This is a genomic window from Nostoc spongiaeforme FACHB-130, assembly GCF_014698475.1.
Classification (GTDB): domain Bacteria; phylum Cyanobacteriota; class Cyanobacteriia; order Cyanobacteriales; family Nostocaceae; genus Nostoc_B; species Nostoc_B spongiaeforme.
Genome location: NZ_JACJTB010000004.1, coordinates 214405 through 229870, shown reverse-complemented (window position 1 = coordinate 229870; position 15466 = coordinate 214405). Strand labels below are relative to the sequence as shown.

Here is a 15466-nt window from a genome sequence, read left to right as displayed (position 1 = left end):
ACTCAGCGAGTGTGAAATCTCGCAAACAGGCTTGATGCTAGTAGCAAATTCCGACACCAACCCAGTTACAATTTGTAAAGAAACTGAAGAGGTAGAACGGAATGCGCGTTGCAATTGTAGGTGCGGGATTGGCTGGACTAGCAACCGCTGTAGATTTAGCCGATGCTGGCTGTGAAGTCCAGATTTTTGAGTCCCGTCCATTTGTTGGTGGTAAAGTCGGCAGTTGGGTAGATGGCGATGGCAACCATGTAGAAATGGGTTTACACGTCTTTTTTGGCTGCTACTATCAATTGTTTGAGTTAATGGAAAAAGTGGGTGCGTTGTCACATTTACGCCTAAAAGAACACACCCATACTTTTATTAATAAAGGCGGACGCACCGGTGCATTGGATTTTCGTTTTTTCACAGGTGCGCCTTTTAATGGCTTGAAAGCATTTTTCACGACTTCCCAACTATCTTTACAAGATAAGTTACAAAATGCGATCGCCCTTGGTACCAGTCCCATTGTTAGAGGCTTAATAGACTTTGACGGGGCGATGAAAACCATCCGCAACCTAGATAAAATTAGCTTTGCCGATTGGTTTTGTCGCCACGGTGGTAGTGAAGGTAGCATTAAACGGATGTGGAACCCCATCGCTTATGCGTTGGGATTTATTGACTGTGAAAATATTTCTGCCCGTTGTATGTTAACTATCTTCCAGTTTTTCGCAGTCAGAAGTGAAGCTTCTGTGTTGCGGATGTTGGAAGGTTCCCCGGAAGGGTATTTACATAAACCAATTCTGGAATATTTGGCAGCTAGAGGCACGAAAGTTTATACTCGTCGGCAAGTCCGAGAAATTCAATTTGCTGAAGTCGATGGACAAACACGAGTTACTGGCATAGTAGTAGCTCAAGGTGATAGCACAGAAACCATCACCGCAGATGCCTATGTCTGCGCCTGTGATATTCCAGGTATTCAAAGAATATTACCCGCAGATTGGCGGAAATGGTCGGAATTTGACAATATTTATAAATTAGATGCAGTACCTGTAGCTACAGTCCAGTTGCGTTTTGATGGTTGGGTGACAGAACTGCAAGATGCTGAGAAACGCAAACAACTAAACCATGCCGCAGGGATAGATAACTTGCTGTATACTGCTGACGCAGACTTTTCTTGTTTTGCTGACTTGGCGTTGACTAGTCCTAGTGATTACTATCGCCCAGGACAAGGTTCGCTACTGCAATTGGTACTCACACCAGGAGATCCATTTATTAAGGAAAGTAACGAAGCGATCGCCCAGCACGTCCTCAAGCAAGTACATGAACTTTTCCCCTCATCACGGGAACTTAACATGACTTGGTATGGTGTCGTGAAACTTGCCCAATCTCTCTATCGAGAAGCCCCAGGGATGGATTTGTACCGCCCCAACCAAAAAACTCCTATTCCGAATTTCTTCCTTGCAGGTAGCTATACTCAGCAAGATTATATCGATAGTATGGAAGGAGCAACAATTTCTGGAAGAAGGGCAGCAAAAGCGATTTTAGAGACAATCAAGCAGTAGCGCACCCCAGAGGAACAACAAAGAATGTCAGATTGGCTAGAGCATAGTGTACAGGTAGAAGTAGAGGCTCCCATTGATTTAGTGTGGAGTCTGTGGTCTGATTTAGAACAAATGCCCCGATGGATGAAATGGATTGATTCGGTCAAAATACCCCCCGATGATCCAGAGATATCTATTTGGAAACTCAACACTGGCGGTTTGGAATTTACCTGGAAATCGCAGATTCTCAAAATTATCCCCAACCAGATTATCCAGTGGAAATCAATTGATGGTTTGCCAAATCAGGGAGCGATTCGGTTTTACGATCGCCACACTAGTAGTATTGTCAAGCTAACTGTGTCCTATGCTATCCCTGGCATTATTGGCAAAATCATGGATAACTTGTTTTTAGGCAGGGTTGTAGAATCAACAATTCAAGCTGATTTAGAAAGATTCAAACAATATGCTTTAAATGTTAAAGCAAACTCATAGTAGAAAGCAGGAATAGTATTTAATGTCCTGCTTTCTACTATGAGGAGAGAAAAATCTTCTAACGCGATCGCACTCAGCCTAATATTATGCTGTGGAAGCTGGCGATCGCCGATTTTCTGTAAAAGATTTTCTCACGCACAGACGCAAAGACGCAGAGAGAATCAAGAGTTTTTTAACTATTGTGTGGCTTGGGTTAGACGCATAAAAAATTATGCCAAAGTTACTTATTGACACAATATGCTAATTTCAGCATGATTTATAGCGTTTCTCAGTTGAGCGCAGTACATATATATATAGGACAGAGGCTAGGGACTAGAGGCTAGAGGCTAGAGAAATGTACCTCACTGGAATGAAAACCGCTATATAGTGTATGGATACAGAACAAGAAAAACCACAGCTAAAAAAGTTTAAATCCAGATTATTTACAAGAAACTCAAAAGAGCGATGGTAATAAAGATGGACAACCAAAATAAAGTTACTAGTGGTAGTGGGAATCTATTTGCTGATTTAGGTTTATCTAATCCTGAAGAACGTTTAGTTAAGGCTGAATTGGCGATGAAAATTAGTGAAATTATTGCTAGTCAGGAACTAACTCAGGTTCAAGCGGCGGAAATTTTAGGTATAGATCAACCAAAAGTTTCTGCTTTAACTAGAGGTAAACTAAAAGACTTTTCAGTTGAAAGATTAATAAAATTTTTGAATATCTTGGGTAATGATGTAGAAATTAGAGTCAAACCTAAACCCGAAAATCGTCCTTCTGCTTCTACTACTGTAGTTTGTTTTTAACTATTGTGTGATGCGATCGCATCCAATTCACTATTATGCTTTTACGCAGGCGATCGCAATGATACTTGTTTGCCGTTCGTTTTTTGGAAATTAAAAGCATACTATGAATATCTCAGCCAAACGACTTGAAGAAATTCAGAATATTCCTGATGAAGATATTGATACTTCTGATATTCCTGAATTAGATGCTCATTTTTGGGAAAATGCTAAACTTGTTCAACCTATCACTAAACAAGCAATCTCATTAAGAATTGATAGTGATGTATTGCAATGGTTTAAAAATCAAGGTAAGGGCTATCAGTCTTTAATGAATGCAGTATTACGAACTTACGTTGAACATCAGAGTAATATTCAAAATAAAACCCAACATTAAATCAGTATCCTTGTAAGTTGTGTGGGGCGATCGCTCTATTCAATCTATTATTAGGCTGTGTAGATTGGCGATCGCAGATTTCATGTAAAATGTTGCATAAATACGAGATGAATTTGCTCACGCAGAGGCGCAAAGGCGCAGAGAGAATCAGGAGTTTTTTAATTCTTGTGTAGGTTGGGTGAGACGCATGAAAAATCTTGATACACAACAGATAATTCTATTTTGCGTCGTAACCCAACATTAATGATTTTAGTAAACAAAAAATTTTTGTATAGAAGTTTGAGGATGGTAGATGAACTACAAAATAGTGTTTGGTTGCACGGCGTTTCACCCAACCTACGGAAGATAGCGATCGTACTTTTGTGTGGTGTGATTGCGCCCAATCTACTATTATGCTGTCTAGCTTTCTTGTGCGGTAATGAATAATAACAGTATTTTACTATTTTTTATAAAAATTGATAAATTTACTGAGGAAAAATAGCTAGAAAAAGGTAAAGATAGGAAGTAGTATAAACAAAAGTATATGCTGATAAACAATAATCAAGATAATCCAATTATATTATCTAAACAAAAATATAAAGTTGTTGATTTCTTAAAACGCAAAGGAATAATATTTATAGCACATAAGGAAAATCCTAGCTATGTAACACGTGTTAGAGTTAAACCTCAAGATCATGGTATTAAACAAACTTTGCTTAGGTTTACCTGTCTAACAGATACAGTGATAAATTTACAAAACATAATGTCTGATATTATTTCTAATACAATAAATAAGAGTATAACAAAAATACTATTTACATCAATTCAAAAAATGAAATCAGAGACAGACTTGTTTACTGAGAAAATAGAAATATATCTTACCCAAACAGACAATAAAAAAGACTAATAAAAATGCAGCACATAGGACAATCATATTATCCATTGGAATATAGTGTATCAAAAGTATTGCTGCATTTAATCCTTTGATCTCTGATTTCTTGCTTTGTGTCCTTTGCGCCCTTTGTGGTTCTTTATCTGATTCAGTGCATATTCATACAAAATTGGTATTACTTTCTTGAGATTGCTTCCTACCCAAAAAGAATATCGGGATATTCCTATTTACCAAATTCTGAGCAACCCGAAATTAAAATTCAACCAAAGAAAGCAAAAATAGCTGATTGCTAGTTTGAAAGTAACTAGCAATCAGCTATTAGTTGTAGTTAACAATTGACTTGTCCCTAACTTAGTGCTTCTGCACCACCAACAACCTCTAGAAGTTCTTGAGTAATTGCGGCTTGTCGGGCTTTGTTGTAAGACAGCGAGAGGCTTTTAATTAGTTCACCAGCGTTATCACTAGCGTTACTCATAGCTGTCATCCGTGCTGCTAGTTCACTGGCAGCAGATTCTTGTAATGCCCGTAGTAATTGGTTGCCCAAATACAGGGGTAGCAAAGCATCCAGAATTTGTACTGGATCTTGCTCAAAAATCATGTCGCTGGCTAAAGGTTGAACTTGAGAGGTGACTTTCTGCCGTTCGACTTCAAATTGACCACCACGAGTTGTCAACCGGAAAATTTCGTCGTCGGCTGCTTCTAAACCTTGGGTATCAAGAGGTAACAAGGTTTGAACTACAGGACGAGAACTCACTAAGGAGACGAAACGAGTGTAGATTAATTCGATGCGGTCTACTTTTTCCGAGAGGAACAAGGACAGCAACTCGTCAGCAATTCTATTTGCTTCCTCTGCCGTGGGGATTTGTTCTAAGCCACTGTAGGTAGCATCAATAGGCTGGTTCCGGCGTTGGAAGTATTGGGTAGCTTTACGACCAACCAATACAAATGTGTAGTCAACACCTTCTGCCTTGAGTTCCTTGGCGCGGTTTTCAGCACGACGGATGACGTTGTTGTTATAACCACCGCACAAACCTCTGTCGCCAGAAATGACTAACAAGCCTACTGATTTAACTTCCCGTTTTCTCAGCAGAGGTAGGTTTGCATCTTCAAACCGCAGACGGGTTTGCAAACCATATAGCACTTGCGCTAGTCTGTCCGCGAAGGGACGAGTAGCCAGCACTTGTTCTTGCGCCCGACGTACCCGCGCTGCTGCTACTAGCCGCATGGCTTCTGTGATTTTTTTGGTGTTTTTGACCGACTGAATGCGATCGCGTATGGATTTAAGATTAGGCATATTTTTGTCCTTTGTCCTTAGTCATTTGTCCTTATGTCATTAGTCATTAGCTACTTACCAATGACTAATGACTAATGACTAATTACACTGAAGCTTTGAAGGTCTTTTTGTAATCGTCTAAAGCAGCCTTCAATGCGGCTTCTTCATCATCACCTAGTACTTTCTTGCTTTGTACTTCTCCGTAATAAGCAGACTTACCAGTTTTCAGGTAGTCACGGAAACCTTTGGTGAAGGTGGTTACTTTATCTACAGGGATATCATCTAAGTAACCGTTAATACCAGCGTAGAGAATTGCTACTTGTTCAGCTACGGACAGAGGCTCGTTTTGAGACTGCTTGAGGAGTTCCCGTAGGCGTTGACCTCGTGCCAATTGGTCTTGGGTAGCTTTATCTAAGTCAGAAGCAAATTGCGCGAAAGCTTGGAGGTCGTCAAATTGTGCTAGTTCGAGCTTAATCTTACCAGCAACTTTTTTCATTGCCTTGGTTTGTGCCGCAGAACCCACACGGGATACGGAAATACCAGGGTTTACAGCTGGGCGGATACCAGCGTTGAACAAGTCAGAAGACAAGAAAATCTGACCGTCGGTGATGGAAATTACGTTGGTGGGGATGTAAGCAGATACGTCACCTGCTTGGGTTTCGATGATGGGTAGAGCAGTCATACTACCTTTACCCAATTCGTCGCTGAGTTTAGCCGCTCTTTCTAACAAGCGAGAGTGAATGTAGAATACGTCTCCGGGGTAAGCTTCCCGTCCGGGTGGACGACGGAGTAGCAAGGACATTTGGCGATAAGCTTGTGCTTGCTTGGAAAGGTCGTCGTAGATTACCAGGGTAGCTTTGCCTTTGTACATGAAGTACTCAGCAATGGTAGCTCCGGTGTAAGGAGCCAAGAATTGTAAGGTAGCAGGGTCACTGGCGTTAGCTGCAACAACTACGGTGTAGTCCATTGCGCCTTTTTCTTGTAAGGTTTGAACTACGTTAGCAACGGTGGAAGCTTTTTGACCAATGGCTACGTAGACGCAAACTACATCTTCACCTTTTTGGTTAATGATGGTATCAATTGCGATCGCAGTTTTACCTGTTTGACGGTCGCCGATGATTAACTCGCGCTGACCCCGACCGATGGGAATCATGGAGTCAATAGCGGTAATCCCGGTTTGCATGGGTTCGTGTACCGAACGACGAGCAATGATACCGGGTGCTGGGGATTCAATCAAGCGGCTTTCGCTGGATTTGATGTCGCCTTTGCCGTCGATGGCACGACCTAAAGCGTCAACAACCCGTCCAATTAAAGCTTCACCGACACCGATTTGGGCGATTCTACCAGTAGCTCTCACAGAACTACCTTCTTGGATACTGTTACCTGTACCCATGAGTACCGCACCCACGTTATCTTCTTCCAAGTTTTGGGCGATACCAACGGTGCCATCTTCAAATTCCAAAAGTTCCCCAGCCATAGCCTTTTCCAGACCATAAATCCGGGCAATACCGTCACCTACTTGCAGAACGGTACCAACGTTAGCAACTTTAACCTCTTGGTCGTATTGCTCGATCTGCTGTTGAATAATGCTGCTAATTTCGTCAGGTCTAATTGATATGCTCATGGTGTATGTTTTTCTTTTGCAACATGGAAGAAATAGTAATCAATATCGAAATGCTGAGTTGAAAGTGCTGAGTGCTGAGTGCTGAGTGCTGAGTGCTGAGTAAAATTTTTCTCCCCTGCTCCCTGCTCCCTGCTCACGCCAGTTGCTACAACGGAGGGAACCTCCGCAACGCACTGGCTCCCCTGCCTCTTCCTAGCCATTTGTCAAACGCAAAGACAAGCGACGTAGTTGACCACGTAAACTAGCATCGATTACCTGTGAGCCGACTTTGATGATCACACCACCAATCAATTCGCTGTCTACTCTAGTTTCAAGTTCTACTTGACGCGCATTGGTGATAGCAATGACTTTCTGTTTAATGGCTTCTTCTTGCTCTGGTGAGAGCGCAACAGCAGAAGTTACTTCTGCTAACACAGTTTGATTCAGCTGCCGTAGCAATGCCAAGTACTGTTTTAAAATCTGGTCTAAGAAGAAGATGCGTCGTTTGTCTACTAAAAGTAGCAAAAAGTTGCGTAAATAAGGATTACCACCTCCACCCACGACTTGGCTGATCACCGCTTTTTTGGTGTCAGGTACAATGAAGGGGTTATCGATAAAGTTCCGCAGTTGTTGAGAATTTTGCAACAAATCTAGTAAGGCACGCGCATCGTTACCGAACTCTTCTGTCAGATTTTTAGACTGTGCTACTGACATCAATGCCTGTGCATAAGGCTGGGCGATTTCGGCTGTTTCTACATTACTTTTCATTACCGTCCTCCCACCTGAGCGATGCTACGGTCAATTAGTGCCTGTTGAACATCGTCACTTACACCAGAGCGCAGCTGTGATTCAACTTGCTGTAGTGCCAAAGCGGCTACTCGCTGCCGCAATTCGGTTAGCGCCCGTTCTCTTTCGGTGTTCAAGTCTGCTGCTGCTGTTTGTTTCAAGCGTTCTACGTCTTGTGCTGCTTTATCTAACAGAGCTTGCTTGGTTGCCTGGGCGCTTTCTGTGGCTGCTTGGCGAATGCGCTGTGCCTCAGCTTGAGCCTGGGTCAACTGTTCTTGTGCTTGTGAAAGAGAAGCTTGTGCTTCTTTTAAGCGTTGTTCTGCTTCCTGAATGGCAGTTGCGATATTGGAGCTGCGCTCGTTCAGGATATTGCTTAAAACTTTGCGTCCAAAGTAGAATAGTATGCCAATCAGAATCACTAGGTTTATGAGATTGGTTTCTAAAATGTCTAGGTTTAGACCGAAACCACCTTCTGCTGCGCCTTCTGCCAATTCAGAGTGAACAGCTTGAGCTTCTGTGGCAAGTAAGAAGAAAATGCCCATGATAGCCATTTACAGGTGCGCTGCTCGCTTGCTAATTAAGTTTTGTCTTCCCGTAGGAAAAAAGTGCTACGAATTTTAGATTTTAGATTTTAAATTTTTTGGTTTATCCCCCACCAAAATTTTAGATTGTCATTTTTGATTGAGTAATTTATCAATCTGCAACCTAAAAATTGGCACTGTAAATCCAAAATCGGCAATCTAAAATCTAAAATTGGCTGACACTTAAATTAGGCGCTCTGGGACAAATGCCCAGTTGCGCGTAGGTTTTGTCAGACCAATCATCTTTAGCTTATCTAGCTAAACTCGGCCCTAATAGTTTTTCTAGGATCTGCCTGCTGAGAGCATCAACTTGTTGTTCCAAGGAACGCATAGCTTCCTGCTTTTGTTGCTCTATTTCAGCAGAAGCTTTTTCTCGTTGAGCTTGAGCTTCTTGTTGCGCCTCAGCAATTTTCTGGGCAGTAATATTCTTAGCCTCAACCTGAGCAGCTTCTAAAGTAGCTTGCGATTGTCTGCGAGCTTCTGCTAGTTGTTGCTCATATTCTTGAGTTAGGCGTTCGGCTTTGGCTAAACGTTCCTTGGCTTCAAGGGTATTGGTGCGGATGTAATTATCGCGCTCATCCAGTACCTTGGTCAGTGGCTTATAGAAAATTACATTCAACAAGGCTGCCAACAGCAGGAACTGCAATGCCATAAAGGGCAAAGTAGCATCGAAATCAAACATTTCTCTCCTCTTTGGCTGGAGTAGCAGTTTTCATGGCTAGCAACGTTATCCAACCTTTCGTATTTTAGAGACCCATAGCCACAAGGGTCAGCCTACATCAGAACCAATTAATCCCCAAAATGTTGTGCTTGTAGAGGCGTGATAGCTCACGTCTCTACAAAACAAAAACTTTCAGGTCTTATGCGAAGGGGTTAGCGAACAATAGTACTAGCGCGATTACTAGACCGTAGATGGTCAAAGATTCCATGAACGCCAAGGTTAATAGCAGAGTACCGCGAATTTTACCTTCTGCTTCTGGTTGACGAGCAATACCTTCTACTGCCTGACCAGCAGCGTTACCTTGTCCAATACCAGGGCCGATCGCAGCCAAACCAATTGCTAAAGCAGCAGCCAGAACTGAAGCAGCAGAAACTAATGGATCCATTTTGATTTTCCTTGCTTTAAGTACAGAACTACAAAAGTAAATTAACTAGTAAAGACGTGTTTTTTCACGCTGCACCGAGTTCTCGCAAATCGCAGTTTGCGACGTTTTGAGCTTTGATGCTCGTCGGAACTGTGCTAACAACTGAGGGCTTTAATGATGCTCCTCATGCTCTTCGCCGCCGTGTCCTTCCATTGCCTCATGAATGTATGCCCCTGCTAGGGTAGCAAACACTAGAGCTTGAATGGCACTGGTAAATAAACCCAAGGCCATTACAGGCAGAGGTACAAATAAAGGCACAAGCAGCACTAATACCGCCACAACTAATTCGTCCGCCAAGATGTTACCGAAAAGACGGAAGCTTAGGGAGAGGGGCTTAGTGAAATCTTCGAGAATGGCGATCGGCAACAATACGGGTGTTGGCTCTATATATTTCTTGAAGTAGCCCAAACCACGTTTGCTGAAACCTGCATAAAAATAAGCAAGAGAAGTCAGCAGTGCCAATGCTACCGTCGTATTGATGTCATTGGTGGGAGCCGCTAATTCACCAGATGGCAGCTTAATTAGCTTCCAGGGAATTAAAGCACCTGACCAGTTCGATACGAAGATAAACAAGAACAATGTACCAATAAATGGTACCCAAGGGCGGTACTCTTTCTCACCAAGTTGGTTTTTTGCTAGATCACGAATAAATTCCAGAGCGTATTCCATTAAGTTTTGGATACCTCTGGGAACTTTTTGTATGTTCCGAGTCGCAGCTAATGAAGCTAGTACCAGAACGCCAATGACGAACCATGAGGTGAGAAAAACCTGCCCATGAATTTTGAGGTTGCCTAATTGCCAGTAGAAATGATGACCTACTTCTAATTCGGCGAGGGGAAAAGAATTAAAGGCGTTTAAAACACTAAGCATTTGCATTCTTCAAGCATTTTCCCCAACGAGCGAGGATGGGTGTATTGTCTTTAGTGAGCCTGATTTTGTTAAGAATCAGGAAGGAACGCAGTTTGCACCGTATAGACGAGGAGCGTGGCCTTGTATGTAAGAAATCCCAAAAAAATGGGCATTACGTGTAGATCGTTCCATTGAGTTGCTAGTATAATCAACCCAATAAATAAAGCAAAACGATTTTTGCTTAGACGATTTTTCTCAGCACCCAATCGCTCAACGTCGTTAGCCAGCATCTTTAAGTAAACCACACCTGTACACGCCCCAATTAAATAATTCAGGGCAATGTTTAGTGAATAAAAAATCCACACAGAGATAAATATAATCCCCGTCAAAACAAGTGTGATTACCAACAACTTCTGATAGAGTTGATAGAACTCCTGCATAGAAGCGTTGACTGGTTCTGTGTCCTCAAAACCAGATGGAGCATCTTGTTGTGTTGTCGGAGGGGGCGCAATTGGTTCTTCTGACAAGCTCACGGGACTTGAAACCAGTACAGCTAACTTATTATGACTGCACATTCAGTCAGCTGAATCATATCACGATCCGGTAACAATACTTTAGAAAAAAACAATTAACTTCTTGTTTTTTACCCAAACGCAACACAAATTAAACTTTGGATAGGCACAAAGCGAGAAAATCAAGGAAGCAGGCCAATCTGAGGATGTAACGTGAATCTCACCTGCGAAATTCCTAATTGATGTTAGATTGCTTTTTCGTCAAATAATCTCAGTGACCTCCAGAAGCGTTGTGTCATCACCTACGTAATATTTCGGGAAAGCCGGGTTTAGAAAATCTACTTGGTGCTTGAGGAGCGTAGACGCAGAACGTCTTGTCGTTAGACATCACACCAAAGCTAAATTTTGCTAAACTCCAGCCTGTTGAGTTTGTACTACCCACTGAAGAGGGCATTGCTGTGTACATTCTTAATTTACATTAGATTGGCCAAAATTGCTTGGGATTAATTAGCCTTCAGTTCCACGGAAGGGGTAGTTTCTGGGAATGATGTACTCTAGTCCTTGGAGTAGGAAAGCAAAATCTACGCGGGAGAAGGGATGAGTACCAATGTTGGCAAAGTATAGACGACCATCAGGCTTGATTAAAAATACAGCAGGTTCGCTGAATAAAGCTGGTTCACTTTCAAAATGGCCTTTGGTAAGATACAGTCCCCAACGACGCATATCATCGGGGGTGAAGTTATAGCCAATAGTGGTATTTTGGATGTTAGCTTGTTGTTGAAATTGTTGTGCTTTTTCTAGAGAATCACCACTGATAGCGATCGCTTCTACACCTAGTTTTTGGAAATCATCGAGTTTCTGCTCTAAATCGCTAATATACTTTTGACAAATGGGACAATGTAACCCTCGATAAAATACAACCATTGTGTAGTTTTTCGGGGTTTGGTCAGCTAGTTTCCAGATGGTTCCATTTAAGGTTTTGACTTCCAAAACAGGAGCCGGATTTTCCATCAGCAGCTTGGGTGAAGTTGTTTTCTCAGATTGGGTAATCATGATTTTTCTTCCAATTTAATTGCTATATCTCGCGCTTGTTGATTTTGTACTGTGCTGAATCCGGGTATTAATTTACCTCATATAAGAGCGTAGAAACGCAAATAAAAAATTAAATAAGCTTTTTTTAATTTCTTTGTTTAAAGATATTCAGATAATTGTAAAAATTAATAAAATAAATAACTAACCACAAATTGAAGCAGACTTAAATGCTTCCATCGATTGTTACAGGCTATGCAGATAAAAACTACTTATATAATAACTAGATTATTTCAGAGAAAATATTAACTAGATTAATCAATAACAAAAGTCTAGAGGAATTTTTCTTTTAAGCGAGTTAAAAGTGAATAATTAACAGTATATGAAGCTATTTTGAAAAAAATATAAATTGCAAAAAACTAGCAAAAATTACTACCAATTTTTAATTTTTCATGTAAGCTGACAAAAGCAGTTTTAATCCTCAAAACAATGACCGCAAGTAGTCCTACAATTTTGGCCTTAGACTTTGACGGAGTAATTTGCGACGGACTAATTGAATATTTTGAGGTCGCATGGTTAACCTACTGTAAACTTTGGTTGCCAGATAATGATACACCTCCTGATGACTTGGCTTTGAGATTTTACCGTCTCAGACCAGTGATTGAAACAGGTTGGGAAATGCCTGTTTTAATTAAAGCTTTGCTGGCGGGAATGTCTGATGAAGAGATTCTTCAGGAATGGACAACAATTACGCCACAAATTTTATTGAAAGATAACTTGCAGGCTAGAGAAATCGGTGCGAAACTAGATCACCTCCGGGATGAATGGATTGCTACAGATTTAGAAGGCTGGCTGAGTCTGCACAAATTTTATCCGGGTGTGATTGAAAAAATCAAATTGACTCTGGCTAGTGATGTGCAGTTATTCATTGTCACGACTAAAGAAGGTCGTTTTGTTCAACAGTTGTTACAGAAAGAAGGAGTGAATTTACCTCCCGCAGCAATTTTTGGCAAAGAAGTGAAGCGTCCTAAATATGAGATTCTGCGAGAATTGATGCAAACAGCTAATCAACAGCCGATGAGTTTATGGTTTGTTGAAGACCGAATTAAAACTTTGCAGTTAGTTCAACAGCAAGCTGATTTGGAGGATGTGAAGCTTTTTCTGGCGGACTGGGGTTATAATACCCAACCAGAAAGAAAAGCGGCACAAGATGACGAGCGAATTCAGTTAATATCGCTGTCACAGTTTACCAAGAACTTCTCTGATTGGTTGTCATAAATTTGTAGAGACGTAAATTTTACGTCTCTATCTCATCAAATATTTTCTGGTTCAGTTAAAAATCTATGCTTGACCTGACAAAATTAGCGCGACAAATGCAAGGTTTAAGTCAGCATCTTTCTCAAGAAGCTGTTGCTGGTCGCCAGCGTTTAGAATTAGCGCAACAACATTTAATAAATGCTTACGAATGTCAGCAAGATTTAATTGAACGTCAAGAAAAATGGCGCGATCGCATTTTATTTGCTAATGCTACCCCAATTGAGCCATTAGAAACTCGCATTGATATTCCTGTTCCACCGAAAGTACATACTGTTATCGCTACCGACGGTTCACAAATTGCCCCCAGTCATCATGAAATTGCTTATTGTTATCTATTAAATATTGGCAGAGTAGTTTTACACTACGGTCAAAATCGTCATCCACTACTTGATAGTTTGCCAGAGGTATTTTACCGCCCCGAAGATTTATATACATCTCGACAGTGGGGAATTAGGACGGAAGAATGGATGAGTTTTTGTCGGACTGCGAGTGAAGCAACTGTACTGGCTGAATTAGCTTGTGGAGTGATGGAGGGACGGGAGGGACGAAGGGGACAAGGTGGACAAAGTGGAAAGGTAGACAAAGAAGTTTCTTCTCCCTTGTCTCCCCCTCCTACCTTGTCTCCCCCCTCTCCCTTGTCTTCCCACTCTCTCCCCTCTCCCTCGCAAGACCGAATACCAACCTTAGCAATGGTGGATGGTTCGTTAGTTTATTGGTTTTTAGAACAGTTACCGCTAGAAGCACGCGATCGCATTTTACCGCCGATTTTGCAAGCTTGGCAGCAGCTACGTGATGCAGGAATCCCATTAATGGGTTATCTCAGCGCCTCTCGGAATGTGGAGGGAATTAACTTTTTACGGTTGATGGCTTGTCCCCATCCGGTTCCCGACTGTGTAAGTTATTGTCCCAACCAGTTAGAAAAAGTTCCTTGCAAAGTATTTGAACCTTTACGAGATACGTCTTTGTGGTCAACCCAACTCCAGCCAGGACAACGCGGCCCTTTATGGCGGAGTAATGCGCGAATTTTAGAGTTTTATGAAGGTCAAAACATTTATTTTTGTTATGTTCACGTAGGTACGGAAATTGCTCGTATTGAAGTCCCGGCTTGGGTTGTGGAAAATACAGCTATGTTTGATGAAGCCTTGGGATTAATGCTGGCGCAAGTTCAAAAAGGATATGGCTACCCAGTGGCGATCGCAGAAGCGCATAATCAAGCTGTGGTTAGAGGTGGAGATAAGGCGCGTTTCTTCGCCCTTTTAGAAAAGCAAATGATTAAAGCTGGCTTAAAAAATGTTGGTACTTCTTACAAAGAAGCCAGGAAACGCGGAAGTATCGCTTAAAAGTTGTTACTTAGCAAGCCAAAACCTGTAATTATTGATTAACTTGTCATCAAACTGCGATCACTTCTGACACCTGAATTCTTCTTTACCCTGTGTCTGGGAAAATACGCAAAGGTGTCAGCGATCGCCTAAACTATTTAACATAGGATTAGCGATACAACGGTAAGCCATGCAAAATCTCAATCAATTCAGCACTACCGGGCTAAGTTTACAGCTATTCCATGTTCAAACCAACACCGCTTTTGACTTACCAGCAAATCTGACAGTAATACGACTGGGTAAGCCAAATGACCAAAATCCCCCAGATATTGATGTTTCCAGTTTGCCAAATGCAGAGGTTGTTTCTCGCGCTCATGCTCAAATTATCGTCGAAAATGGCAATTACTTAATTGAAGACTTAGGTAGTTCTAATGGCACATTTCTTAACGATGTCAAACTAGAAGCGGGAACTAGACATCAGTTAAAAGTAGGCGATCGCATTAACTTTGGTCAAGGTGATGCCATCACTTTCATTTGGCAAAATCCCCCAGAACATTCACCAGCTTTAGCGACAGCAGTTAATAGCACGCAAATTGTACCGCCATTAGTTGAGCAGAAGCAATCAATCGTGGTAGATAAAACAACTAAGCTCATAGGTTTAAGTTTAATAGTTGCCAGTATTGTACTGTTAACTGCCAACGTGAGAATCGGCATATTTTTTGGTCTACCTAGCATTGCGCTTTGTTTTGCCGGAATTTTTGTGTTATGTCAACAACGTATCAATCGTCATTTCGGCTGGATTTTGATTGCTATCGGAGTCCTCATAATTATATTTACTGGTCGGATTTTTGCCTCAGTTAACTTGTTATTGTTAATCGCAACTTCGGCTTTATTCTTTATTGGTTATCTACTTTTTACAACAGGTAAAATATTTGGTTATGATTGGCGATCGCTTCCACAAATAATTAATAAATAGAAAAAAGGTTACGCTGATGGCGTAACCTTTGTTT

General features: G+C 41.5%; 20 protein-coding genes. 9 read left to right on the top strand and 11 right to left on the bottom strand.

The window, feature by feature from the left end:
• The first annotated feature begins 101 nt into the window (after positions 1-101).
• Positions 102-1541 (top strand): 9,9'-di-cis-zeta-carotene desaturase, encoded by a 1440-nt coding sequence (gene zds, locus H6G74_RS06315; protein WP_190966867.1) that lies wholly within the window; start codon positions 102-104, stop codon positions 1539-1541.
• A gap of 24 nt (positions 1542-1565) precedes the next feature.
• Positions 1566-2012, top strand: coding sequence for an SRPBCC family protein (locus H6G74_RS06310; protein ID WP_190966866.1), 447 nt, complete (start codon positions 1566-1568; stop codon positions 2010-2012).
• A gap of 84 nt (positions 2013-2096) precedes the next feature.
• Here the strand turns inward: H6G74_RS06310 and H6G74_RS30905 are convergent, their stop codons facing one another.
• On the bottom strand, positions 2097-2246 hold the full coding sequence (locus H6G74_RS30905; protein ID WP_206756976.1) for a hypothetical protein: 150 nt from the start codon (positions 2244-2246) through the stop codon (positions 2097-2099).
• Positions 2247-2468: 222 nt separating this feature from the next.
• Between H6G74_RS30905 and H6G74_RS06300 the strand changes: the two genes are divergently transcribed.
• The 4 genes from H6G74_RS06300 to H6G74_RS06285 all read left to right on the top strand — a co-directional run bounded on the left by H6G74_RS06300 (position 2469) and on the right by H6G74_RS06285 (position 4057).
• Positions 2469-2798, top strand: coding sequence for a helix-turn-helix domain-containing protein (locus H6G74_RS06300; protein WP_190966864.1), 330 nt, complete (start codon positions 2469-2471; stop codon positions 2796-2798).
• A 103-nt stretch (positions 2799-2901) separates the two neighbouring features.
• Positions 2902-3171 (top strand): BrnA antitoxin family protein, encoded by a 270-nt coding sequence (locus tag H6G74_RS06295; protein WP_190966863.1) that lies wholly within the window; start codon positions 2902-2904, stop codon positions 3169-3171.
• A gap of 285 nt (positions 3172-3456) precedes the next feature.
• A complete protein-coding gene (locus H6G74_RS06290) occupies positions 3457-3597 on the top strand; it encodes a hypothetical protein (RefSeq protein ID WP_190966862.1) in 141 nt (46 codons plus the stop codon).
• 97 nt (positions 3598-3694) lie between these two features.
• Positions 3695-4057, top strand: coding sequence for a hypothetical protein (locus H6G74_RS06285; RefSeq protein ID WP_190966861.1), 363 nt, complete (start codon positions 3695-3697; stop codon positions 4055-4057).
• Between the two features lie 331 nt (positions 4058-4388).
• Here H6G74_RS06285 and H6G74_RS06280 read toward each other — a convergent pair whose 3' ends face one another.
• From H6G74_RS06280 to H6G74_RS06235, 10 genes are all read right to left on the bottom strand, one after another.
• Positions 4389-5336, bottom strand: coding sequence for a F0F1 ATP synthase subunit gamma (locus tag H6G74_RS06280; RefSeq protein ID WP_190966860.1), 948 nt, complete (start codon positions 5334-5336; stop codon positions 4389-4391).
• A gap of 82 nt (positions 5337-5418) precedes the next feature.
• Positions 5419-6939, bottom strand: coding sequence for a F0F1 ATP synthase subunit alpha (gene atpA, locus H6G74_RS06275; RefSeq protein WP_190966859.1), 1521 nt, complete (start codon positions 6937-6939; stop codon positions 5419-5421).
• A 192-nt stretch (positions 6940-7131) separates the two neighbouring features.
• A complete protein-coding gene (gene atpH / locus H6G74_RS06270) occupies positions 7132-7686 on the bottom strand; it encodes an ATP synthase F1 subunit delta (protein ID WP_190966858.1) in 555 nt (184 codons plus the stop codon).
• On the bottom strand, positions 7686-8255 hold the full coding sequence (locus H6G74_RS06265) for a F0F1 ATP synthase subunit B (RefSeq protein WP_062297596.1): 570 nt from the start codon (positions 8253-8255) through the stop codon (positions 7686-7688). Before H6G74_RS06265 ends, atpH begins: the two co-directional genes overlap by 1 nt.
• 280 nt (positions 8256-8535) lie before the next feature.
• Complete coding sequence (locus H6G74_RS06260) at positions 8536-8967, bottom strand: F0F1 ATP synthase subunit B' (protein WP_190966857.1); 432 nt, start codon at positions 8965-8967, stop codon at positions 8536-8538.
• A 178-nt stretch (positions 8968-9145) separates the two neighbouring features.
• Entirely contained in the window at positions 9146-9391 is a 246-nt protein-coding gene (atpE, locus tag H6G74_RS06255; protein ID WP_015112744.1) for an ATP synthase F0 subunit C, read from the bottom strand.
• A gap of 150 nt (positions 9392-9541) precedes the next feature.
• Positions 9542-10306, bottom strand: a complete 765-nt coding sequence (atpB, locus tag H6G74_RS06250) for a F0F1 ATP synthase subunit A (RefSeq protein WP_190966856.1) — start codon at positions 10304-10306, stop codon at positions 9542-9544.
• 62 nt (positions 10307-10368) lie between these two features.
• Positions 10369-10854: an ATP synthase subunit I gene (locus H6G74_RS06245; protein ID WP_190966855.1), complete on the bottom strand. Its 486-nt coding sequence runs from the start codon at positions 10852-10854 to the stop codon at positions 10369-10371.
• A gap of 235 nt (positions 10855-11089) precedes the next feature.
• The gene (locus H6G74_RS06240) at positions 11090-11245 is read right to left on the bottom strand and encodes a hypothetical protein (protein ID WP_190966854.1); all 156 of its coding nucleotides are present in this window, start codon (positions 11243-11245) and stop codon (positions 11090-11092) included.
• A 53-nt stretch (positions 11246-11298) separates the two neighbouring features.
• Positions 11299-11844: a peroxiredoxin-like family protein gene (locus tag H6G74_RS06235; RefSeq protein ID WP_190966853.1), complete on the bottom strand. Its 546-nt coding sequence runs from the start codon at positions 11842-11844 to the stop codon at positions 11299-11301.
• A 465-nt stretch (positions 11845-12309) separates the two neighbouring features.
• Here H6G74_RS06235 and H6G74_RS06230 point away from each other — a divergent pair, with 465 nt between their 5' ends.
• The 3 genes from H6G74_RS06230 (at position 12310) to H6G74_RS06220 (ending at position 15432) form a co-directional block, all read left to right on the top strand.
• Positions 12310-13098, top strand: a complete 789-nt coding sequence (locus H6G74_RS06230; RefSeq protein ID WP_190966852.1) for an HAD family hydrolase — start codon at positions 12310-12312, stop codon at positions 13096-13098.
• A gap of 65 nt (positions 13099-13163) precedes the next feature.
• Entirely contained in the window at positions 13164-14477 is a 1314-nt protein-coding gene (locus H6G74_RS06225) for a DNA double-strand break repair nuclease NurA (protein WP_190966851.1), read from the top strand.
• 169 nt (positions 14478-14646) lie between these two features.
• Positions 14647-15432 (top strand): FHA domain-containing protein, encoded by a 786-nt coding sequence (locus H6G74_RS06220; RefSeq protein WP_190966850.1) that lies wholly within the window; start codon positions 14647-14649, stop codon positions 15430-15432.
• The last annotated feature ends 34 nt before the right edge of the window (positions 15433-15466 follow it).